A 21686-nucleotide genomic window follows, 5' to 3' on the forward strand; every position below is an offset into this window, starting at 1 on the left:
TGGGTTTCGTGACCAGTACCTCACACGATCCGCGTGCCTGGCAGCGACCCGGGGGTCTCGACGGCCCGGCCGCGCCGCCCGCGTCTGCGCGCCTGGTCGATCCGGAGGACGACGTGCCATCGACCCCGTACGCCGGCGACTTCGAGACGACCGCCATCCCGCGGTACGACTCGGCACCGGCTCAGCCGCCGGCCTACGCCCTGATGGGGGATCCCGAGCCCCTGCCGTACGTCCAGCCGGGCGGCCGGCACGCCGCCGGCACCGCCGAACCGGTCGAGGTGGGTACCGACCCCCTCACCGAGGACCGCATCCGCGCGGCGGGCAAGCGCGGCACGCAGGACCTCGGGCTGATGCTGCTGCGCGTCGGCCTGGGCGCGCTGCTCATCGCCCACGGCCTGCAGAAGGCCTTCGGACTGTGGGGCGGCACCGGCCTGGGTGGCCTGCAGGAGTCGCTCGCCGGTCTCGGCTACCAGCACGCCGGCATCCTGACCTACGTGGTCGCGGGCGGGCAGATCGCCGCCGGGGTCCTGCTGGTCCTGGGGCTGTTCACGCCGCTGGCGGCCGCGGGAGCGGTGGCCTACCTGGTCAACGCCCTGCTCGCGGCGGTCGTCGCGCAGTCCGGCCCCGGCTTTCCGTTCTTCCTGCCGGACGGTCACGAGTACCAGGTGACGCTGCTGGTCGTGGCCGCCGCCCTGTGCCTGACCGGTCCGGGGCGCTACGGCTTCGACGCCGGGCGCGGCTGGGCGCGCCGCCCGTTCATCGGCTCGCTGGCCGCGCTGCTGCTCGGCGTCGGTGCTGGCGTCGGCATCTGGGCGCTGCTCAACGGCGTCAACCCGCTGGGCTGACCGCACACGACCTCGGGGGTCACGCGTAGGGATTCGGTACCCGGCCGCCGCTGGCGGCGGTGAGCTGCGGCAGCGTCGCGAACGTCACGGCGGGCAACCGGAACTCGCTGCCGTCCGTGCACCGGGCCAGCGCCCAGGACCGCCGGTCGAAACGCAGCCCCTCGATGTCGGTCCAGTTCACGGTGCGACTGGACAGCAGGGTGCGTGCGGTGACCGCGTCGGCGTCGGCCACCGTGCGGTAGCGGAAGATCGCCACCGTCAGCCCCACGGGCAGCAGCAACAGCGCGGTGAACCACGCCGGTTCGGCCAGCACCAGCGTCAGCAAGCCCAGCGTGAAGAAGCCGACGGCCAGCAGCGCCGTCGCGGGGATCTTCAGGATCACCGGGGCGGCGGCGGGTTCCGATTCGTCGCGACTCACGCCACCATCCTTCCACCGGGGCCGGATTTGACCCGAACGGGCCCACGGGGCTACCGTCAACGGTCATGCAGACCGGCATGCTCGTAGTAATTGGTTCGCGCGTTGGTGCGTAACCAGGCTGATTGAACCAGTCGGGACTTACCCCAGGTCTACGAGCACCGACGCGCAACCCTCGTACAGCGGAAGCTGACGGGGGTTTTTTGTTGCCCAGAACGTCACCGAAGTACGGACGAGGATCGAAGAGGACACCGTGAGCGCACCGACCACGCGACCACCGGCCGCCACACGCCCCGACAACGGGGCGCAGGCCGTGTCGAAGAACCCCGCTGCGCAGCCCAGAAGGGTTGCGCCGCAACAGATGACGGGCGCCCAGGCCGTGGTGCGGTCGCTCGAGGAACTCGACGTCGACACCATCTTCGGCATCCCCGGCGGCGCGGTGCTGCCGGTGTACGACCCGCTGTTCGACTCGCAGAAGCTGCGGCACGTGCTGGTCCGGCACGAGCAGGGCGCCGGGCACGCCGCCAGCGGCTACGCCCACGCCACCGGCAAGGTCGGCGTCATGATGGCCACCTCGGGTCCCGGCGCCACCAACCTGGTGACCCCGCTGGCCGACGCCCAGATGGACTCGATCCCCGTGGTCGCCATCACCGGGCAGGTCGGCCGCGGTCTGATCGGCACCGACGCATTCCAGGAAGCGGACATCTCCGGCATCACGATGCCGATCACCAAGCACAACTTCCTGGTCCGCAACGGCGACGAGATCCCGCAGGCGCTGGCCGAGGCGTTCCACATCGCGGCGACCGGCCGGCCGGGCGCGGTGCTGGTCGACATCCCGAAGGACATCCTGCAGGGGCAGTGCACCTTCAGCTGGCCGCCGGTGATGGATCTCCCGGGCTACAAGCCGAACACCAAGCCGCACAGCCGGCAGATCCGCGAGGCGGCCAAGCTCATCGCCGCCGCGCGCAAGCCGGTCCTGTACGTGGGCGGCGGCGTCATCCGCGCCGATGCCAGCGCCGAGCTGCTGGAACTGGCCGAGCTGACCGGCATCCCGGTGGTCACCACGCTGATGGCCCGCGGCGCGTTCCCCGACAGCCACGCCCAGAACATGGGCATGCCGGGCATGCACGGCACCGTCGCCGCGGTGGCCGCGCTGCAGCGCAGCGATCTGCTGATCGCCCTGGGCACCCGCTTCGACGACCGCGTCACCGGCAAGCTCGACTCGTTCGCCCCGGGCGCCAAGGTGATCCACGCCGACATCGACCCCGCCGAGATCGGCAAGAACCGGCACGCCGACGTGCCGATCGTGGGCGACGTCAAGGCCGTCATGGTCGAACTCACCGCCGCGCTGCGACGCGACGGGACCTCGGAGTCCACGCTGGGCATGGACGAGTGGTGGGAGTACCTGCGCGGCGTGCAGGCCACCTACCCGCTGAGCTACGCGCCGCAGAGCGACGGCAGCCTCTCGCCCGAGTACGTCATCGAGACGCTCAGCCGCATCGCCGGTCCGGAGGCCGTGTACGTCGCGGGCGTCGGACAGCACCAGATGTGGGCGGCGCAGTTCGTGAAGTACGAGAAGCCGCGCACCTGGCTGAACTCCGGCGGCCTCGGCACGATGGGGTACGCCGTGCCGGCCGCGATGGGCGCCAAGTTCGCGCGTCCCGAGGCCGAGGTGTGGGCCATCGACGGCGACGGCTGCTTCCAGATGACCAACCAGGAGCTGGCCACCTGCGCAGTGGAGGGTGCACCCATCAAGGTCGCGCTCATCAACAACGGCAACCTGGGCATGGTGCGGCAGTGGCAGACGCTGTTCTACGACGAGCGGTACAGCCAGACCGATCTCGCCACGCACAGCCGCCGCATCCCGGACTTCGTCAAGCTGGCCGAGGCACTGGGCTGCGTCGGTTTGCGCTGCGAGCGTGCCGAAGACGTCGAGGACGTGATCAACCAGGCCCGCGCGATCAACGACCGCCCGGTGGTCATCGACTTCATCGTCGGCGCCGACGCGCAGGTGTGGCCGATGGTCGCTGCCGGTACCGGCAACGACGAGATCATGGCGGCGCGCAACATCCGCCCGCTGTTCGACAACGAGGACCAGGTGTAGCGCGCATGACCACCATCCACACCCTCTCGGTCCTGGTCGAGGACAAGCCGGGCGTCCTGGCCCGCGTCTCGGCGCTGTTCTCCCGGCGCGGGTTCAACATCCAGTCGCTGGCGGTCGGCGCCACCGAGCAGAAGCACCTGTCGCGCATGACGATCGTGGTGGCCGTCGACGACTTCCCGCTCGAGCAGATCACCAAGCAGCTCAACAAGCTGGTGAACGTCATCAAGATCGTCGAGCAGGACGAGGACAACTCGGTGTCGCGCGAACTGGCGCTGATCAAGGTGCGCGCCGATGCGACCACCCGCGGCCAGATCATCGAGGCCGTGAACCTGTTCCGCGCCAAGGTCGTCGACGTGTCACCCGAGTCGCTGGTCGTCGAGGCGACCGGCACGCCGGGCAAGCTGCAGGCGCTGCTCAACCTGCTCGAGCCCTACGGCATCCGCGAGATCGCCCAGTCCGGCATGGTGACGCTGGCCCGCGGGCCCCGCGGCATGGTCACCTCCAAGTAGCCAGACCCACGAAGAGAGAAGGAAACACACAGTGGCAGTTGAGATGTTCTACGACGACGACGCCGATCTGTCGATCATCGCCGGACGCAAGGTCGGCGTGATCGGCTACGGCAGCCAGGGGCACGCGCACTCGCTGAGCCTGCGCGACTCGGGCGTCGACGTGAAGGTGGGTCTGCGCGAGGGCTCGAAGTCGCGGGAGAAGGTCGAAGAGCAGGGTCTCGCGGTCGACACGCCCGCCGAGGTCGCCAAGTGGGCCGACGTCATCATGCTGCTGGCGCCCGATACCGCGCAGGCCGAGATCTTCACCAAGGAGATCGAGCCCCACCTCGAGGACGGCAACGCGCTGTTCTTCGGTCACGGTCTGAACATCCACTTCGGTCTCATCAAGCCGCCCGCCAACGTCACCGTCGGCATGGTGGCCCCCAAGGGCCCGGGCCACCTGGTCCGCCGCCAGTTCGTCGACGGCAAGGGCGTGCCGTGCCTAATCGCCGTGGACCAGGACCCCAAGGGCGAGGGCCAGGCGCTCGCACTGTCCTACGCCAAGGGCATCGGCGGCACCCGTGCCGGCGTCATCAAGACCGACTTCAAGGAAGAGACCGAGACGGATCTCTTCGGCGAGCAGGCCGTGCTGTGCGGCGGCACCGAGGAACTGGTGAAGGCCGGCTTCGACGTGATGGTCGAGGCGGGTTACGCGCCGGAGATGGCCTACTTCGAGGTGCTGCACGAGCTGAAGCTCATCGTCGACCTGATGTACGAGGGCGGCATCGCCCGGATGAACTACTCGGTGTCCGACACCGCTGAGTTCGGTGGCTACATCTCCGGCCCGCGCGTGATCGACGCGGACACCAAGGAGCGGATGCGCGCCATCCTCAAGGACATCCAGGACGGCACCTTCGTCAAGCGCCTCGTCGCCAACGTCGAGGGCGGCAACAAGGAACTCGAAGGTCTGCGCCAGCAGAACGCCGAGCACCCCATCGAGGTGACCGGCAAGAAGCTGCGCGACCTGATGAGCTGGGTCGACCGTCCGATCACCGAGACGGCCTAGCAGTCGTCCGACGATCCATCGCATCGGCGCGTCGGGGGTGTTCCGGGCGCGCCGTTGCGCGTTCTCGACGTGCGTCGACCGGGTGTCAGTGGGTATGAATGGAGGGTGCTGTTGGACGTCATGACCACTAATGAACTCGTCGTGCTGGTCGACGACGAGGGCCGCCAGGTCGGGACCGCCGCCAAGGCCTCGGTGCACACCGCCGAGACGCCGCTGCATCTCGGCTTCTCCTGCTACCTGTTCGACGACGCGGGCCGGGTGCTGCTGACCCGCCGTGCGCTGAACAAGAAGACCTGGCCGGGGGTGTGGACCAACTCCTTCTGCGGTCATCCCGGACCGGGCGAGGATCCGGCCGACGCCGTGGTGCGCCGTGCCGCCGAGGAACTCGGCGTCGACCTCGACGCGCCGACGTGCATCCTGCCGGACTTCCGCTACCGCGCGGTCGCTGCGGACGGCACCGTCGAGAACGAGCTGTGTCCGGTGTTCTGGGCGCGCACGGGCGCACCGATCCGCCCGGTTGCCGACGAGACGATGGACGTGCGGTGGGTCGACTGGCCGGAACTGCGGGCGGCTGCCGACCTCCCCTGGGCCATCAGCCCGTGGGCGGTGGAGCAGGTGCCGTTACTCGAGGCCGCGGGCCTTCCGGACGCGCTGGCTCGCTGAGGCGCCGGCGGCGCAGCGCGTACAGCCGCTCGGCGTACTCGAGGTCGTCACGCCACAGCCGCGCCGCGGTGTACCGCATGAACGGCAGCAGCGCCGGTCCCACGCGGGTGGCGTAGACGAAGCCCGGGCGGTCCGAGTGGGCGATGACCGCCTCGATCACCGCCGTGCGGGGCAGCCCGTCCGGGCCGGGACCCAGTGGCGTGGCGTGGGTTTCGACCACGCTGCCGCTGCCCTCGCCGTCCACGATCCGCATGAGGATCGTGCGCGGCTCGGGGCTGACGAACTCCGCGATCACCGGCACCCCGAGCCGTCCCATGCGGAACGTGACCGCCACGGCGAACCGGTCCTCGGCGTCGGAGACGTCGGCCGCGGCCGGCGGTGCGCTGACGACGTCGAGCCGGGTGAACGAGTAGGGATGGAACCAGGCCCCGTGCCACGGGTCGAGGCGGTTGGCGATGACGTCCCGGGGCTCGCAGGTGCCCTCGAGCCGGGCGACCGCCGCGACCGTGGGGCCGACCGGGCGGTGCGCGAGCACCGGTGCGTCGGTCGGGGTTTCGCCGCCGACGTGGTCGAGCCGCACCCAGGCGAGCACGCCGTCGTCGTGGGCGGGATAGGGTCGCCAGCCGGCCTGCCGCCTGCCGGTCACGCGCAGTCCGTGCCACGGACACACGACCGCTCCGCAGTCGACGGTGCCGGTCGAGAGATCGGCGCCGAGGTGCGGGCAGGCCGCCGGGCCGACGTGCAGTGCGCCGGCGTCGTCGCGCCACGCGACCAGTTCGATGCCGGCCACGCTGGTACCGAACGGCTTTCGCGCGATGTCGGTGCTGGCCGCGAAGACGTACCAGTTGCCACTCGGGCGGCTCTGCGACCGCCTCAGTGCGGTGTCGATGACGGCGGGCGCGGCGTCGGCGTACGTCGGCCGCTGCCCGGCCCAGTTCAGCGGGGGAAGCACCTGGAACGGCCAGGCCTTCGCGATCTTGGTGCGGATCTCGTTGACGAGCGTCATGCCGAGAGGCTCCTTCGTTGTCCGGCGAGTCGTCGCAGCAGTGCCGAGCGACCCTCGGTCGGCACCGTGTGCAGCAGGTGTCCCCGCACTCCATGGTGCGCGAGGATCGCGTTGGCGGCCGCCCAGCCGGTGGTGGCGGCGCGTTCCATCAACGCGACGGGCAGGTCGATGCGGATGCCGTCACCGGCCAGCATCAGGCCCGGGTATGGCGTCGTCACGCCGGGGCGACCGGCGAAGTCGCCGGGTGCGAAGCGCGGGCAGTCCTGCCGGCACAGGACGCGTTCGTCCACGATGGTGGCCGCCGCGGTCTCCGGATACAGCTCGTACAGCCGGGCCAGCAGGCGGTCACGCAGGTCGGCCTCATCGGCGGTCGCCGCGTAGGCGTGCAGTTCCACCACCGATCCGCCGGTGCGCCGGCTCCACTGCGCGGCCTGGCGTTCGTAGCGTTCGAGCACGCTGACGTTGTCCAGCGGCGGCCTGCCGCCGGTGCCGAGGAACGGCGGCCGGTCGGCCCGCACCGGGCGGTCCAGCCACAGCCGGTGCACGACGAACGGCGGCGCGGTGCCGAGGTCGTCGATCGACTGCCGCCACGCCGGGTCACCGAGGGCGGGGGAGTCGACGACGATGCGCCGGCACCCCGTCACGTCGGTGGCCAGCACGACCGCGTCGGCGGCCAGGGTGTCGCCGGTGTCGAGCGTCACGGTCCACGAGGGTGCGACCGACGTGACCGACGTCCCGGTGTGCACGCGGGCACCGAGCGTTTCGAGATAGCGCCGCAACGGATTCCAGAGCGCGTCGTCGAAGTTCGCGTCGGCGACGTCGAAGACGAGTCCCTCGCTCGAGCCGAGGAAGTAGATGTGGAACATCGTCGCCAGCTCGGCGGCCGAGAGATCCGGCGGCTTGGCGAAGAAGCTGCGCGAGAACACCTCGAACGCGAGATGCCGTGCGGCGTCGGGGAAGTTGATGTCGCGCAGGAAGTCCTCGGCGGTGCGGTCGTCGAGCCGCTCGTAGACCTCGGGCACCGAGACCGCGGCGAGCGGCGCGGCGGCGCGGGCGTTGATCCGCGCGAGATCACGCAGCCGGAAGGTGGGGCTGCGCAGGGCGAACATCAGCGCGTTGAGGGGCGGGGCGGTGGGCAGCCCGCGGAAGGTGTCCCGCCGCCCGCGCGCGTCGATCAGCGGGTAGTCCTCGACGGGCGTCAGCATCGCGAGGTCGGGGTCGATGCGCCGCAGCAGCGCGCGCAGGTTGTAGTACTGACGGAAGAAGGCGTGGAAGCCGCGGTTCATCGCCACGGTGGAGCCGTCGCTCAGGGTGTCCGACCACCCGGCCACCCGGCCGCCGAGGTGCTGCTCGCGTTCGACGACGTCGACGGCGAACCCGCGTTCGGCGAGGCCGGTCGCGGCCGCCAGACCGGCGATGCCCGCGCCGACCACCACGGCGCGTGGCCGGCCCCGGGCGTCGGCGACGCCCGACGGGGGCAGATGGGTCACCCGGCGGGTGTCGGTCACGGTGCGTCCGCGAGGAAGGTGTGCACGATGCCGCGCTGCCATCCCGTCACGGTCTCGCTGCGCACGTTGACGAAGCCGTTGGCGCGCAAGCGATCCTGGAACGCCGAGGCGCCGTCGAAGCGGTTCACGCTGTCGCGCAGGTAGCGGTAGAGGGCGGCGTCGCCGGTGCGCAGCCGTCCCATGGGGATGATCACCGCCGTGCTGACGACGTTCCACGTGATGCCGGCGACGCGCGAGTCGCGCACCGAGTAGTCGTGCACGGCCAAGGTGGCGCCGGGTGCGAGCAGTTTCCGGAACGCGGTCAGGGTCGCGTCGGGGTCGGGCAGGTTGCGCACCAGATACGCGGCGAGGATGCCGTCGAAGGGCCCCTCGACGCCGGCGTCGGCGAGGCCCTCGGCGTAGGAGTGCACGAAGCGCACCGTGTCGGGCCACTGCTTGGCGCGCGCCTGGGCCAGCATGCCCGCCGATCCGTCGACGCCGATGATCTCGGCGTGCGGCGCGGCGGCCAGCAGCGCCGCGGTCGACAGCCCGGTACCGCAGCCCACGTCGAGCAGGCGCAGGCCGCGGCCACCGTCGGGCAGGTTCATCCGCTGAGCCGAGAGCAGCAGGTGCTCGTTGTATCCGGGGTTGGCGCCCACCAGACCGTCGTAGGCGGCGGCGCCGGCGTCGAAGGCGGCGGGTACGTCACGACGAACGTTCACGGTGTTCCTCTCGGTCGTCCCAAAGTGGTGCTACTGCCGCGGGATTCAGCGCTGCGCCGGTCACGCCCCCCGGCTGCCGAGGCGCGCCCGCCAGGCGCGGGTCAGGCCGCCGGCCGCCACCGCCAGCCGGCGCCCGGTACCCACGGTCGCTCGCGTACCGAACACCGCGAAGTCGATCTCCTCGATGCGGTCGAGGATCTCGGAGTACAGCGTGAGCGCCGCACCGATGCACGGGCGCGACCGCGGTTCGAGCAGGTCGATGCCGCGGCGGGCGTAGGTGTAGACACCGCGGGTGATCGCGTGCTGCTCCACCAGGGCGGCGCGGACGCGTTGATCGGTGCGCTTGGTGGTGTGGCACCACTCGAGCAGTTCGCGGTCGACGCCGTGTGCGGCGAGTTCGTCCGCCGGCAGGTACACCCGGCCGCGGTCGAGGTCCTCGTCGATGTCGCGCAGGAAGTTGGTGAGCTGGAAGGCGGTACCGAGCGCCGCGGCGTAGGGGGCGACTTCCTCGCGGGGCGCGACGGTGCCGAGGACGGGCAACATCTGCAGGCCGATCACCTCGGCGGAGCCGTACATGTAGCGGTTGATGGCGGCGCGGTCCGGATAGTCGGTGACGGTCAGGTCCATGCGCATGGACTTGAGGAAGTCGTCGAAGAGCTGCCAGTCGATGTCGTACGCCCGTGCGGTGTGCGTCACCGCCGCCAGCGTCGGGTCGTCGCCGGCCTCCTCGCCCTCGACGAGGCGCTTGAACAGATCGGTGGCGAGACCCTGCAGACGGTCGGCGCGATCGGCGGTGCTGGCGCCGTCGAACGTGTCGAGGATGTCGTCGGCGTGCCGGGCGAAGCCGTACAGGGCGTGCACGGCGGGTCGCTGGTCGGGGGCCAGCAGGCGGGTGGCGAGGAAGAACGTGCGGCCGTGCTGGGCGTTGATGGAACGGCACCGCCCGTAGGCCTCGCGCAGCTCCGGTTCGCGAACCCCCGCCGCGTCCAGCTCCGAACCGATCACGAGACCACCGTCCGAATCCTCTTGTCCGTCACGCCGCTTCCGGTCACCCTGTCCGCGGCCAGTTTGCCCGACAGGATCGCCGTGGGCACGCCGACGCCGGGCACCGTCGACGAGCCGGCGAGCACGGCGTTGTCGATGCCCCGCACGGTGTTCGCCGGCCGGAACGGCCCGGTCTGGGCGAAGGTGTGCGCCAGCGCGAACGGGGTGCCCGCGGCCATGCCCTGACGTTCCCAGTCGGCGGGGTCGATCACGTGCAGCAGATCGGCGTCCTCGGCGACCCCGGGCAACCGGTCGCGGACGGCGTCCAGCATGCGCTGCACGTAGTCGTCGCGGGTGGCCGCCCAGTCGATCCGGCCGACCTGGGTGTTGGGCGCGGGCGCCAGCACGTACAGCAGGTCGCGGCCGGCGGGGGCGAGCGTCGGGTCGCCCGCGGTGGGACGGGTCACGAGGATGGACGGGTCCCTCATGACCCGGCCGTCGTCGATGATGTCGCGGAAGGTCTGCTCCCACGCGTCGCCGAAGAGGATGTTGTGATGTCCCGCAATGTCATTGGTGACCGCGCGGCAGCCGACGTGGGCGACCACGGCCGACGGCGCGGGCCGCAGCCGCAGCGCCCGGCGCGGTGTCCGGCCCAACAGCCGGTAGGTATCGGGCAGTTCGGTGGTGAGCACCACCGCGTCGGCGGCGAACCGCTCACCGGTGTCGGTGTGCACCGCCCGCACCCGCGACCCGTCGTGATCGAGCGCGGAAACCGTGGCACCGTAGACGAATTCGACACCCGCGTCGGCCGCGGCGGCGGCCATCCCGTCGGGCAGGGCGCGCACGCCGCCCTTGGGGAAGTACACGCCGGCGATGGTGTCCATGTAGGCGATGACGGCGTACACCGCCAGCGCGCGCTGCGGCGGCACGCCCGCGTACAGCGCCTGGAAGGTGAAGACGCGCTTGAGCCGCTCGTCGGTGATGAACCGGCCGACCACCGACTCCCAGCGCCGGAAGCCGCCGAGGGCCACCAGCCGGGCCAGCTGCGGCGTCACCAGGGACAGCGGGGAATCGAAGTTGCTGCCGATGAAGCCGTCGAACTCGATCTCGTACAGCCGCGACAGCCAGCGGCGCAGTTCCAGGTAGCCGTCGGCCTGTGCCCGGCCGGCGAACCTTTCGATGGCCGTCGCCATCGCCTGCGCGTCGCCGTGCACCTCGAGGCTGCTGCCGTCGGCGAAGGACGCGCGGTAGGCGGGGTCGACCGGCAGCATCTCGACGCGTCCCGCCAGCGAGTCACCGACGGCGGCGAACGCCTCGTCGATGATGTCGGGCATGGTCAGCACCGTCGGCCCGGTGTCGATGAGGTGGCCCCGCACGTCGGCGCGGCCCACCCGGCCGCCGGGGTGCTCGCCGCGTTCGACGACGGTGACCTTGCGGCCCCGGCCGGCGAGGTGCAGAGCGGCCGCCAGCCCGGACAGGCCGGCGCCGACCACCACGACGTCGTCGGTGGGCCCGCTGAGGCTGCGCATCAGGCGGCCCGATCCGTGCAGACGGCGGCCATGTCGGCCAGGGCGGTCCTCGCGACGTCCGGCATGTCACCAGTCTCGACAAGGTCCAGCGCGTGCGCCAGCCTTTCGTCGATCATCTGCTCGATCCACTCCGGTGCGCCGGCCGCGGCGATCAGCCGCCGCCAGCGCTCGACGTCGGCGGCACTCAGGTCCGAGGCGTTCATCAGGTCGGTCATCTCCCGTCGGGTGGTGGCATCGGCGAGGTGGTGGGCCGCGACGACGACGCTGGTCGCCTTGCGGTCGGTGAGGTCGGAGGCGATCGGCTTGCCGGTGACGGCGGGGGTGCCGAAGACGCCGAGCAGGTCGTCGCGCAGCTGGAACGCCTCGCCGACGGCGTCGCCGTAACCGCTCAGGCGGGTCATCACCCGCGGGCTGCAGTCGGCCAGCGCGCCGCCGATCTCGAGCGGTCGGCGCACCGTGTAGTTGCCGGACTTGCGCCGGGCCACGTCGAGGACGCGTTCCAGCGGGGGCAATCCCGCCGCGTCGTTCACCAGGTCGGCGAACTGGCCGACGGCGAGTTCGGTGCGCATCTCGTCGTAGCGGGGCCAGGCCCGGTCCAGCGCGGCGGCGTCGAGGCCGCTCTCGCGCAGCATGCGTTCGGCCCACACCAGGCACAGGTCGCCGAGCAGCACCGCCGCGGACTCCCCGAAGCGCTCGGGCGAGCCGGAGAGGCCGTTCGCGCGATGCCACGACGCGAAGCCGACGTGCGCCGCGGGCCGTCCCCGTCGCGTCGCCGAACGGTCCATGACGTCATCCTGCAGCAGGGCGAAGGCGTGCAGCAGTTCGAGGCTGGCCGCGGCGTCGAGCACCGGGCCCACGGGCTGTGCGTCGCCCCGGCACAGCCAGCCGACGTAGAGGAACGTCGAGCGCAGGCACTTGCCGCCGTCGACGAATCCGCGCAGGACGTCGAGGACGACGTCGGCGCCCGCGAGGTCGGTGGCGCAGCGCGTGGCGACGAAGTCGCCGACGCGGCGCAACACCTCCTCGCGCAGATCGCGCCGCCAGTCGTCCGCCGTCGTCAGTTCGGCGAGTGCGCCGTGTGTCACCGCCGTCGTCAGGGGTGCCCTGCCATGGTTCGAACCGCCGCTCATACTCGCATGATCCCCGTCATCACCCCGCGCTTCTACCCGCATCCCGGTCGGGGAATCGGCCCGAAAGATTTTGTTCAGAATTCGAAGTCTCCCACCTGTGAACCGGGCCACACCGAAGGGGACACCGTCACGGCGCCAGCGACGGCATCCGGCGGATGCCGAACTCGCGCCGCAGCACCGTGCGGGCCGCGTAGTACCCGGACATGCCGTGCACCCCGGTGCCGGGTGGGGTCGCCGAAGAACACAGGTAGGCCCCCGGTATCGGGGTCGTCCACGGGTTGGCCCGCAGTGTGGGTCCGACCATGGCCGCGAACAGCGTCGCGCCGCCGACGATGATGTCCCCTCCGACGTAGTTCGCATCGTGATCGGCCATCCGGGCGGCGGGCACGCAGCGCGCCGCCAGCACCAGGTCGCGGAAGCCGGGGGCGGCCTGCTCGAACTGGGCGGTGATGGTCTCGGTGAGGTCGGCCGTCGAGCCCGACGGCACGTGGGCGTAGGTCCATAGCGGCCGGCGCCCCTGGGCGTCGATGCGCGACGGGTCGGCCAGGTGCGGCAGCGCGGCCAGCGTCATCGGCCACTCGGCGTGGCGGCCCGCGGCGACCTCGCGCTCGGCGAGCGCCATCCTGGCCCGGGTGCCGCCCAGGTGCACGGTGCCCGCGCCGGCGAGACGCGGGTCGCGCCAGGGGATGTCGCCGGCGAGCACGAAGTCGACCTTGCACACGCCGGGCCCGAAGCGGTAGCGCCGCAACGCCTTCGCGTACCGCGCGGGGACGGCGTCGCCGTAGACGTCGAGCAGCGCGGTGGGCGCCGTGTCGTACACGACGACGCCGCCGGGCGGAGAGGTCACCCGGTGACCCAGGACGAGTTCGCCGCCGTGCGCGCGCACGTCGGCGATCAGCGCGTCGGCGATCCGCTGGGTGCCGCCGACCGGCACCGGCCACCCGGCGGTGTGCGCGACGGTGCCGAGCATGACGCCGGCGCCGCTGTTCACCGGAGACGGCACGCGGTGGATCGCGTGCACGCCGACGCCGGTGAACAGGGCACGCGCGTCCTCGCCGCGCAGCACGTTCCACGCCGGGCTGCCCATGGCCAGCACCCGCAGCCCGGTACGCACCGTGGTCGGCAGATCCGGTGGCAGTGAACGCTTGTCGCCGAGGAAGAACCCCAGCACCCCGTCGACGTGCTCGGTGAGCGGGCCGAACAGGCGACGCCACGAGGCGCCGTCGTCGAGTTCGGCGCACGTCCGGTCCAGCCGGTGGTACGCGATCGCCGCCGGACGGCCGGGCAGCGGGTTGGCGTAGGACACCTCCGGCGCCACCAGGTCCACGCCGCGGGCCGCGAGGTCGAACTCGGCGAAGAACGGGGACGCCCTGCCCAGCGGGTGCACTGCCGAGCACACGTCGTGCCGCACGCCGCCGTACTCGGGGTCGGTCGCGGTGCGGGCGCCGCCGCCCGCGGTGCTCTGCGCCTCGAGCACGCGCACCCGCAGGCCCGCCCGGGCCAGGACCACGGCGGCGCTGAGCCCGTTCGGTCCGCTGCCGACCACGGTGACGTCGACGTCCGTCTCGTTCCCGCCCACGACCCGATCATGGCAGCCCATTAGTCTGACCGCGTGAGTCTCCCCGTCGTTCTGATCGCCGACAAGCTGGCCGAGTCGACCGTCGCCGCCCTGGGTGACCAGGTGGAGGTGCGCTGGGTCGATGGTCCGGACCGGCCCAAGCTGCTCGCCGCCGTCCCCGAGGCCGACGCCCTGCTGGTCCGCTCCGCGACCACCGTGGACGCCGAGGTGCTCGCCGCGGCGCCCAAGCTGAAGATCGTCGCCCGCGCGGGCGTCGGCCTCGACAACGTCGACGTCGACGCCGCCACCGCGCGCGGCGTGCTCGTCGTCAACGCCCCCACCTCCAACATCCACAGCGCCGCCGAGCACGCGCTGGCGCTGCTGCTCGCCACGGCCCGACAGATCCCGGCCGCCGACGCGACGCTGCGCGCCCACACCTGGAAGCGGTCGTCGTTCTCGGGCACCGAGATCTTCGGCAAGACCGTCGGCGTCGTCGGCCTCGGGCGCATCGGCCAGCTGGTGGCCCAGCGGCTGGCCGCATTCGGCGCGCACATCACCGCCTACGACCCCTACGTGTCGCCGGCCCGCGCCGCCCAGCTCGGCATCGAGCTGCTGCCGCTCGACGAACTGCTGGGACGCGCCGACTTCATCTCCGTGCACCTGCCGAAGACCAAGGAGACCGCCGGACTGTTCGGCGCCGACGCGCTCGCCAAGACCAAGCCGGGCGTCATCATCGTCAACGCCGCGCGCGGCGGTCTGATCGACGAGCAGGCGCTCGCCGACGCCATCACCAAGGGACACGTGCGCGGGGCCGGGCTCGACGTGTTCGCCACCGAACCCTGCACGGACAGCCCGCTGTTCGACCTCCCGCAGGTCGTCGTCACGCCGCACCTCGGCGCGTCGACGGCCGAGGCGCAGGACCGTGCCGGCACCGACGTGGCGGCGAGCGTGAAGCTGGCGCTGGCCGGTGAGTTCGTGCCCGACGCCGTGAACGTCGGCGGCGGCACGGTCGGCGAGGAGGTCGCGCCGTGGCTCGACCTGGTGCGCAAGCTCGGCCTCCTGGTGGGGGCGCTGTCGCCGGAGCTGCCGACCACCCTGTGCGTGCAGGTGCGCGGTGAGCTGGCCTCCGAGCAGGTCGACGTACTGCGGCTGTCGGCACTGCGCGGCCTGTTCTCCGCGGTGATCGAGGAGCAGGTGACGTTCGTCAACGCCCCGGCGCTGGCCGCCGAGCGCGGCGTCGAGGCGAGCATCGACACCGCCTCGGAGAGCCCGAACCACCGCAGCGTCGTCGACGTGCGCGGCGTGGCCGCCGACGGCTCGTCGGTCAACGTGGCCGGCACGCTGTCCGGCCCGCAGCAGGTCGAGAAGATCGTGCAGGTCAACGAGCGCAACCTCGACCTGCGCGCCGAGGGCGTCAACCTGATCATCAACTACGACGATCAGCCCGGCGCGCTGGGCAAGATCGGCACGCTGCTGGGCAGCGCCGGGGTCAACATCCTGGCCGCGCAGCTGAGCCAGGACGCCGACGGCGGGGGCGCCACCATCATGCTGCGGCTGGACCGGCCGGTGCCCGACGACGTGCTGTCGCGCATCGGCAGGGAGGTCAGCGCCGCGACGCTGGAACTGGTGGACCTGTCGTGAGCCTGAATCTCGCCGTCATCGCCGGCGACGGCATCGGTCCCGAGGTCATCGCCGAGGCGCTCAAGGTGCTCGACGCGGTGCTGCCGGGCGTCTCGCGCACCGAATACGACCTCGGCGCCCGGCGCTACCACGCGACGGGGGAGACGCTGCCCGACGGCGTCGTCGACGAGCTGCGCGGCCAGGACGCCATCCTGCTCGGTGCGATCGGCGACCCCTCGGTGCCTAGCGGTGTGCTGGAGCGGGGACTACTGCTGACGCTGCGCTTCCAGCTCGACCACCACGTCAACCTGCGGCCGTCGCGGCTGCTGCCCGGGGTGTCCAGCCCGCTGGCCGGTGACCCGTCGATCGACTTCGTCGTCGTGCGCGAGGGCACCGAGGGCCCGTACACCGGCACCGGCGGCGCGATCCGCACGGGCACGCCGCACGAGGTGGCCACCGAAGTCAGCCTCAACACGGCCTTCGGCGTCGAGCGCGTCGTCCGCGATGCGTTCGCCCGGGCCGCCGCGCGGCGCAAGCACCTCACGCTGGTGCACAAGACCAACGTGCTGACGTTCGCCGGCCGACTATGGGCACGCACCGTCGAGGAGGTCGGTCGGGAGTTCGGCGACGTCGAGATCGCCTACCAGCACATCGATGCCGCGACCATCCACATGGTCACCGATCCCGGCCGGTTCGACGTCATCGTCACCGACAACCTCTTCGGCGACATCATCACCGACCTCGCGGCCGCGGTGTCGGGCGGCATCGGGCTGGCGGCCAGCGGCAACATCGACGCGACGCGCACCAACCCGTCGATGTTCGAGCCGGTGCACGGCAGCGCGCCGGACATCGCCGGCCAGGGCATCGCCGACCCGACCGCCGCCATCATGTCGGTGGCGCTGCTGCTCGCCCACGTCGGCGAGGACGAGGCGGCCGCGCGCGTGGACCGCGCGGTGGAACGCCACCTCGCGACCCGCGGCGACGAGCGGCTGTCGACGTCGGCGGTCGGCAATCGGATCGCCGGACTGCTTTAAGCCCGCTGGTGCACCGACTCGACGGTGTACCAGTGCGGGTCAAAGCCGTCGGCGATCTCGGCTGCCTCGCGCATGTGCGCCTGCGCCGCCGGGTTCTCGCGCATGGCGGCGCACGCTTCGGCGTCCGTCCACTGGGCGTAGTTGACGACGCGGGAGCCGTCGGTGCTGACGTGGATGTTGGCCGAGACGAAACCCGGCAGGTAGCGAATGACCTCGTCGGTGGCGGCCGTCAGGACGGCGGCCAGGGCGTGCGCGCGTTCCGGGGCCACCGTGAAGACGTTGATGAGCGTGGCGCAGGACGCGTGCGGGTCGATGGTCGTCATCGGGACTCCTTCATGTCAGGTTCCTTACTTACATGGCGCACGGTAGCGCCTTGTAAGGTTCCTGTCATGTCGACCGTCGAAGCCGGTGCCGGCTACCTGGTGAAGCGAGTGCAGCAGGCGCTGCGGCGCCGCTGCGATGCCGCACTCCGTCCCTCCGGGCTGTCCATGGCGCAGTACACCGCGCTGCGCGCCCTCGCCGACCATCCCGACGCGTCGGCGTCGGACCTGGCGCGGCTGTGCTTCGTCACCCGACAGTCGCTGCAAGACGTGCTGGGCGGTCTGCGCGCCGCCGGCCTGGTCGACGGCGACGCGACGCGACGGCGGGGCCGCTCGGTGGCGCTGACGCTCACGGGCGAGGGGAGCGCACGGCTCGCCGCTGGGCACGAGGCGGTTCTCGCCGTCGAGGACGAGATGTGCCGGGGGCTCGACGCGACCGCTCGCGACCGGCTCGCCGAGGCGCTCACCACGTGCGCGCACAACCTGGAAGCCGACCCGGCCCCGTGAGGCGACTGCGCGACGCGGTGACGGTCACCCACCAGTGCTGGCTCTTCGCCATCGGGTCGACGCTGTTCGCCGTCGCGACCGTCCCCGGCACGGCCCTCGGGGTGTCCGCCGCGAACGCCCTCTGCTTCGCCGGCTCCTGGTTCTTCACCACCGCCGGCTGGATCCAGCTGGTCCGCTCCGGACCCGAGGGAAGCGCCGAATGGCTCTCGGCGGCAACCCAGTTCGCGGGCACCGTGCTGTTCAACGTCAGCACCGGAGCGGCCGTCGTGGCGCACGAGGTCATCACGCAGCGGCGACTGGTGTGGATGCCCGACGCCGTCGGATCGATCGCCTTCCTGGCCAGCGGTGCGCTCGCGCTGGCGGCAGTCGGCTGGTGGGCGAGATCGGTCGTCGGCGCAGCGGCATGGGTCAACATGGCCGGTTGCCTCGCGTTCGGCGCCAGCGCGGCAGGCGCCTTCGTGCTGACCGCCGGCGGCATCGCCGATCAGGCCGTCGCCACGGCCGGCACCTTCGTCGGGGCGCTGTGCTTTCTGGTGGCCGCCCTGATGGGACTGCCGCGCTTCGCCGACGGCTAGGCCGTGCTGGCGTCGGATGCGTTGCTGCGCAACGGATCCGACGCGACCGGAACCAGCGGCACGGCGATCAACGGCAGCACCGCGCACACCGCGAACGCGACGGGATAACCCGCCACGGCGATCAACGCCCCGAACGCGGGTGGCACCACCCCCGAGGTGAACAGCTGGCTGGTGTTCTGCGTTCCCAACGCCCGGCCGCTCCAGAACGGGCCGGCGATCTCGGCGATCGCCGTGAAGGCCAACCCGTTGTCGGACACCGTCACCACCGACGCGGCCACCAGGATCACCACGCTCAGCGGCGACCCCCACGCGTCGGTCACCGCGAGCAGACCCATCGCGACGGCGGCCGCCACCGCGATGGTGCGCACCGGATGGAGCCGGGATCCGACGGCGTCGGACCACCGCCCCGCGGCGATCCGGCCGCCGGCGCCGAGGAGTTGGGCCACGGTGACCAGGGCGCCCGCCGACGCCGCCGACCAGCCGCGGTCGGTGACCAGCCACACCAGCGCGAAGGTCCACACCAGCGCCTGCGGCGTGACCAGCAGCACCGACACCGCGTGAATGCGCCACAGCGCCGACGACCCGCGGTAGGGGTTCGCCAGGTGCTCGGGCGGCGCGTCGGCGCGCGGCGGCCGCGGCGGATCGAGCACGCCCAGTGCGCTGATGACGGCTGCCACCGTGCACGCCACGGCAGGAAACAGCAGAGCCGCGCCGATCCCGTGGTGTTCGGCCAACCGCGGAATCACCAACGCGCCCAACCCGACTCCGAGGGGCTGCGCGGTCTGGCGGATCCCCATCGTCAGCCCGCGCTGGTGCGGCGGGAACCAGCCGACCACCAGCCGGCCGCTCGCCGAATTGCTGCTGGCGGCCGCCATGCCCCCCAGGAACAGACACACCGCCACGGCGATCAGCGAGTGCATCGCCGCTGCGGCGAATGCCGCTGCGGCGGTGAGGGCGGATCCCACGGCCAGCACGAGGCGTTCGCCGACCCGGTCGACCACCCACCCCCAGGCGATCAGCGTGACCACCATGCCGAAGCTCGGCATCGACGCCATCAGCCCCGCCTCGGCGAGGTCCAGGCCGAGTTCGGTGTGCAGCGTGGGGATGAGGAACGCGACGCCGTTGATGAACACGTTGGAGAACAGGGTGGCGGCCAGGGCGATGACCAACATCGACCATCGCCGTCCGGTGCTGATCGCGTAGTCGGCCATATTCGCCATGGTGCCACCGCAGTCTCACCATGCTGAACGGTCTTCTCGCATAGTGAGACAGCCGCAGTGGCGGACCCGCCGTCGCCAGAGACGCCGTCCGCACTAGGCTGGGCTGATGCGTCTTGGTCGAATCGCCAGTCCCGACGGTGTTGCCTTCGTCACGATCGAGGGAGATGTGTCCGATCCCGGTGCGGCGGTGGTGCGGGAGATCGCCGAGCACCCCTTCGGCACGCCCGAGTTCACCGGCCGTTCCTGGCCCCTGGCGGACGTCCGGCTGCTCGCGCCCATCCTTGCCAGCAAGGTGATCTGCATGGGCAAGAACTACGCCGCCCACGCCGCGGAGATGGGCGGCGAGGCGCCGGAGGATCCGGTGATCTTCCTCAAGCCGAACACCGCGATCATCGGTCCGAACGTTCCCATCCAGCTGCCCGCCGATGCCCACCCGGTGCACCACGAGGGCGAACTCGCCGTCGTGATCGGCCGCCCCTGCAAGGACGTCCCGGCCGCCAGGGCAGCCGAGAACATCCTCGGCTACACCATCGCCAACGACGTCTCCGCCCGCGACCAGCAGCGCAAGGACGGGCAGTGGATGCGCGCGAAGGGCCATGACACCTTCTGTCCGGTCGGCCCGTGGATCGACACCGACGTCGACCCCTTCGATCTGGAACTGCGTACCGAGGTCAACGGGCAGGTCCGACAGCGCAGCCGGACCTCGCTGATGATCCACGACATCGGCGCCATCGTGGAATGGGCGTCGGCGGTCATGACCCTGCTTCCCGGCGACCTGATCCTGACCGGCACGCCCGAGGGCGTCGGCCCCATCGAGGACTCCGACACCGTGTCAATCACCATCGAGAAAATCGGCACGCTCACGAATCCGGTTGTCCGCAAGGGGAAGTCGTGAGTGCCGACGTGACCGGCGCGGTGCGGGTCCGGTTCTGTCCCTCGCCGACCGGCACGCCGCACGTCGGACTGGTGCGCACCGCCCTGTTCAACTGGGCCTACGCGCGACACACCGGCGGCACGTTCGTGTTCCGGATCGAGGACACCGACGCCGCACGCGACAGCGCGGAGAGTTACGCCGCGATCCTCGACGCGCTGCGCTGGCTCGGCCTGGACTGGGACGAGGGTCCCGAGGTCGGCGGTCCGCACGCGCCGTACCGGCAGTCCGAGCGTCGCGAGATCTACCGCGACGTCATCGCCCGCCTGCTCGAGGCGGGGGAGGTCTACGAGGCGTACTCGACACCCGAGGAGGTCGAGGCCCGCCACCTCGCCGCCGGCCGCAACCCGAAGCTGGGCTACGACAACTTCGACCGCACGCTGACCGACGTGCAGAAGGCGGCCTTCGCCGCCGAGGGCCGGTCCCCGGTGCTGCGGCTGCGCATGCCCGACGAGGACCTGGGCTGGACCGACCTGGTGCGCGGACCGGTCAGTTTTCCGGCCGGATCGGTGCCCGACTTCGCGATCACGCGCGCCACCGGGGATCCGCTGTACACGTTGGTCAACCCGGTGGACGACGCGCTGATGCGCATCACGCACGTGCTGCGCGGCGAGGACATCATGCCGTCGACGCCGCGCCAGATCGCGCTGTACCGCGCGCTCACGCGCATCGGGGTGGCCGAGCGGGTGCCGGAGTTCGCACACCTGCCGAGCGTGCTCGGCGAGGGCAACAAGAAGCTGTCCAAGCGCGATCCGCAATCCAATCTGTTCCTGCACCGTGATCGGGGCTTCCTGCCGGAAGGGCTGCTGAACTACCTGGCGCTGCTCGGTTGGGGCATCGCCGACGACCGCGACGTCTTCGGCCTCGACGAGATGGTCGCCGCGTTCGACGTGCGCAACGTCAACGCGAATCCGGCGCGCTTCGACCAGAAGAAGGCCGACGCGATCAACGCCGAGCACATCCGGTTGCTCACCCCGGAGGACTTCACCGCCCGGCTGGCCGCCTACCTCGCCGAGCACGGGCACGACACCGGCCTGGACGCCGACGCCTTCGCCACCGCGGCCGCGCTGGTGCAGACGCGCATCGTGGTCCTGGGTGACGCGTGGGGACTGCTCGGCTTCCTCGACGAGGGCACGTTCGCCCTCGACGAGAAGTCGGCGGCCAAGGAGTTGCGGGCCGAGGCGGTGCCGGTGCTCGACGCCGCCGTATCGGCGCTCGAGGCGGTGTCGGAGTGGACGACACCCGCGATCGAGGCCGCGCTCAAGGAGGCGCTCCTCGAGCGTCTCGAACTCAAGCCGCGCAAGGCCTTCGGACCCATCCGGGTGGCGGCCACCGGCGCGACGGTCAGCCCGCCGCTGTTCGAGTCGCTGGAGCTGCTCGGCCGAGACCGCAGCCTGACCAGGCTGCGGGCCGGTCGCGAGCATGCCGCCGCATCCGCCTGACGGGCGGTGTGAAAGCGGAGCCGAAATCTTTGGTAGTCTG

General features: G+C 71.5%; 21 protein-coding genes. 11 read left to right on the forward strand and 10 right to left on the reverse strand.

The genetic code is table 11. From position 1 onward, the window contains the following. Positions 1-8 precede the first annotated feature (8 nt). Positions 9-845 carry a DoxX family protein gene (locus tag FZ046_RS15665; protein WP_070352176.1) on the forward strand — a complete coding sequence of 279 codons (837 nt, stop codon included), beginning with the start codon at positions 9-11 and terminating at the stop codon, positions 843-845. 19 nt (positions 846-864) lie between these two features. On the opposite strand, the gene FZ046_RS15670 is transcribed toward FZ046_RS15665, so the two are convergent. After that, on the reverse strand, positions 865-1263 hold the full coding sequence (locus tag FZ046_RS15670; RefSeq protein WP_070352177.1) for a PH domain-containing protein: 399 nt from the start codon (positions 1261-1263) through the stop codon (positions 865-867). Between the two features lie 250 nt (positions 1264-1513). Between FZ046_RS15670 and FZ046_RS15675 the strand changes: the two genes are divergently transcribed. The 4 genes from FZ046_RS15675 (at position 1514) to idi (ending at position 5581) form a co-directional block, all read left to right on the forward strand. Next, positions 1514-3364, forward strand: a complete 1851-nt coding sequence (locus FZ046_RS15675) for an acetolactate synthase large subunit (protein WP_070352178.1) — start codon at positions 1514-1516, stop codon at positions 3362-3364. A gap of 5 nt (positions 3365-3369) precedes the next feature. Beyond that, positions 3370-3873 carry an acetolactate synthase small subunit gene (ilvN, locus tag FZ046_RS15680; protein ID WP_070352179.1) on the forward strand — a complete coding sequence of 168 codons (504 nt, stop codon included), beginning with the start codon at positions 3370-3372 and terminating at the stop codon, positions 3871-3873. A 43-nt stretch (positions 3874-3916) separates the two neighbouring features. Continuing rightward, positions 3917-4918, forward strand: coding sequence for a ketol-acid reductoisomerase (gene ilvC, locus FZ046_RS15685; protein WP_176749519.1), 1002 nt, complete (start codon positions 3917-3919; stop codon positions 4916-4918). Between the two features lie 120 nt (positions 4919-5038). Continuing rightward, positions 5039-5581 carry an isopentenyl-diphosphate Delta-isomerase gene (idi, locus tag FZ046_RS15690; protein ID WP_070352230.1) on the forward strand — a complete coding sequence of 181 codons (543 nt, stop codon included), beginning with the start codon at positions 5039-5041 and terminating at the stop codon, positions 5579-5581. Here idi and FZ046_RS15695 read toward each other — a convergent pair. The 7 genes from FZ046_RS15695 to FZ046_RS15725 form a co-directional block, all read right to left on the reverse strand. After that, positions 5511-6587 (reverse strand): DUF5914 domain-containing protein, encoded by a 1077-nt coding sequence (locus FZ046_RS15695; protein ID WP_083298091.1) that lies wholly within the window; start codon positions 6585-6587, stop codon positions 5511-5513. The genes idi and FZ046_RS15695 overlap by 71 nt on opposite strands. Beyond that, on the reverse strand, positions 6584-8095 hold the full coding sequence (locus FZ046_RS15700) for an FAD-dependent oxidoreductase (RefSeq protein WP_070352181.1): 1512 nt from the start codon (positions 8093-8095) through the stop codon (positions 6584-6586). The genes FZ046_RS15695 and FZ046_RS15700 overlap by 4 nt, the downstream gene beginning before the upstream one ends. Then, on the reverse strand, positions 8092-8796 hold the full coding sequence (locus FZ046_RS15705; RefSeq protein ID WP_070352182.1) for a class I SAM-dependent methyltransferase: 705 nt from the start codon (positions 8794-8796) through the stop codon (positions 8092-8094). Before FZ046_RS15705 ends, FZ046_RS15700 begins: the two co-directional genes overlap by 4 nt. A gap of 60 nt (positions 8797-8856) precedes the next feature. Next, complete coding sequence (locus FZ046_RS15710) at positions 8857-9801, reverse strand: phytoene/squalene synthase family protein (RefSeq protein WP_070352183.1); 945 nt, start codon at positions 9799-9801, stop codon at positions 8857-8859. Further along, positions 9798-11309, reverse strand: a complete 1512-nt coding sequence (gene crtI, locus FZ046_RS15715) for a phytoene desaturase family protein (RefSeq protein ID WP_070352184.1) — start codon at positions 11307-11309, stop codon at positions 9798-9800. The genes FZ046_RS15710 and crtI overlap by 4 nt, the downstream gene beginning before the upstream one ends. Next, a complete protein-coding gene (locus tag FZ046_RS15720) occupies positions 11309-12439 on the reverse strand; it encodes a polyprenyl synthetase family protein (protein ID WP_070352185.1) in 1131 nt (376 codons plus the stop codon). Before FZ046_RS15720 ends, crtI begins: the two co-directional genes overlap by 1 nt. Positions 12440-12566: 127 nt before the next feature. Continuing rightward, positions 12567-14018 (reverse strand): phytoene desaturase family protein, encoded by a 1452-nt coding sequence (locus FZ046_RS15725; protein WP_246182798.1) that lies wholly within the window; start codon positions 14016-14018, stop codon positions 12567-12569. 33 nt (positions 14019-14051) lie between these two features. On the opposite strand from FZ046_RS15725, the gene serA reads away from it, so the two are divergent. Next, positions 14052-15638: a phosphoglycerate dehydrogenase gene (gene serA / locus FZ046_RS15730; protein ID WP_070352187.1), complete on the forward strand. Its 1587-nt coding sequence runs from the start codon at positions 14052-14054 to the stop codon at positions 15636-15638. Positions 15639-15640: 2 nt separating this feature from the next. Then, positions 15641-16651 carry a 3-isopropylmalate dehydrogenase gene (locus FZ046_RS15735; protein ID WP_070352231.1) on the forward strand — a complete coding sequence of 337 codons (1011 nt, stop codon included), beginning with the start codon at positions 15641-15643 and terminating at the stop codon, positions 16649-16651. Here FZ046_RS15735 and FZ046_RS15740 read toward each other — a convergent pair. Next, on the reverse strand, positions 16648-16974 hold the full coding sequence (locus FZ046_RS15740; protein WP_070352188.1) for an antibiotic biosynthesis monooxygenase: 327 nt from the start codon (positions 16972-16974) through the stop codon (positions 16648-16650). The genes FZ046_RS15735 and FZ046_RS15740 overlap by 4 nt on opposite strands. Before the next feature lie 66 nt (positions 16975-17040). Between FZ046_RS15740 and FZ046_RS15745 the strand changes: the two genes are divergently transcribed. Together FZ046_RS15745 and FZ046_RS15750 are read left to right on the forward strand one after the other, a co-directional pair. Beyond that, positions 17041-17478, forward strand: a complete 438-nt coding sequence (locus FZ046_RS15745) for a MarR family winged helix-turn-helix transcriptional regulator (protein ID WP_070352189.1) — start codon at positions 17041-17043, stop codon at positions 17476-17478. A gap of 5 nt (positions 17479-17483) precedes the next feature. Beyond that, entirely contained in the window at positions 17484-18053 is a 570-nt protein-coding gene (locus FZ046_RS15750; protein ID WP_246183047.1) for a hypothetical protein, read from the forward strand. Here FZ046_RS15750 and FZ046_RS15755 read toward each other — a convergent pair. Further along, complete coding sequence (locus FZ046_RS15755) at positions 18050-19264, reverse strand: MFS transporter (protein WP_070352190.1); 1215 nt, start codon at positions 19262-19264, stop codon at positions 18050-18052. The two genes, FZ046_RS15750 and FZ046_RS15755, sit on opposite strands and share 4 nt — an antisense overlap. A gap of 115 nt (positions 19265-19379) precedes the next feature. Here FZ046_RS15755 and FZ046_RS15760 point away from each other — a divergent pair, with 115 nt between their 5' ends. Both FZ046_RS15760 and gltX read left to right on the forward strand, forming a co-directional pair. Next, entirely contained in the window at positions 19380-20168 is a 789-nt protein-coding gene (locus tag FZ046_RS15760; protein WP_070352191.1) for a fumarylacetoacetate hydrolase family protein, read from the forward strand. A gap of 8 nt (positions 20169-20176) precedes the next feature. Beyond that, complete coding sequence (gene gltX, locus FZ046_RS15765) at positions 20177-21646, forward strand: glutamate--tRNA ligase (RefSeq protein WP_246183048.1); 1470 nt, start codon at positions 20177-20179, stop codon at positions 21644-21646. Positions 21647-21686: the final 40 nt, after the last annotated feature.

It is taken from the genome of Mycolicibacterium grossiae (assembly GCF_008329645.1).
GTDB classification, from domain to species: Bacteria; Actinomycetota; Actinomycetes; order Mycobacteriales; family Mycobacteriaceae; genus Mycobacterium; species Mycobacterium grossiae.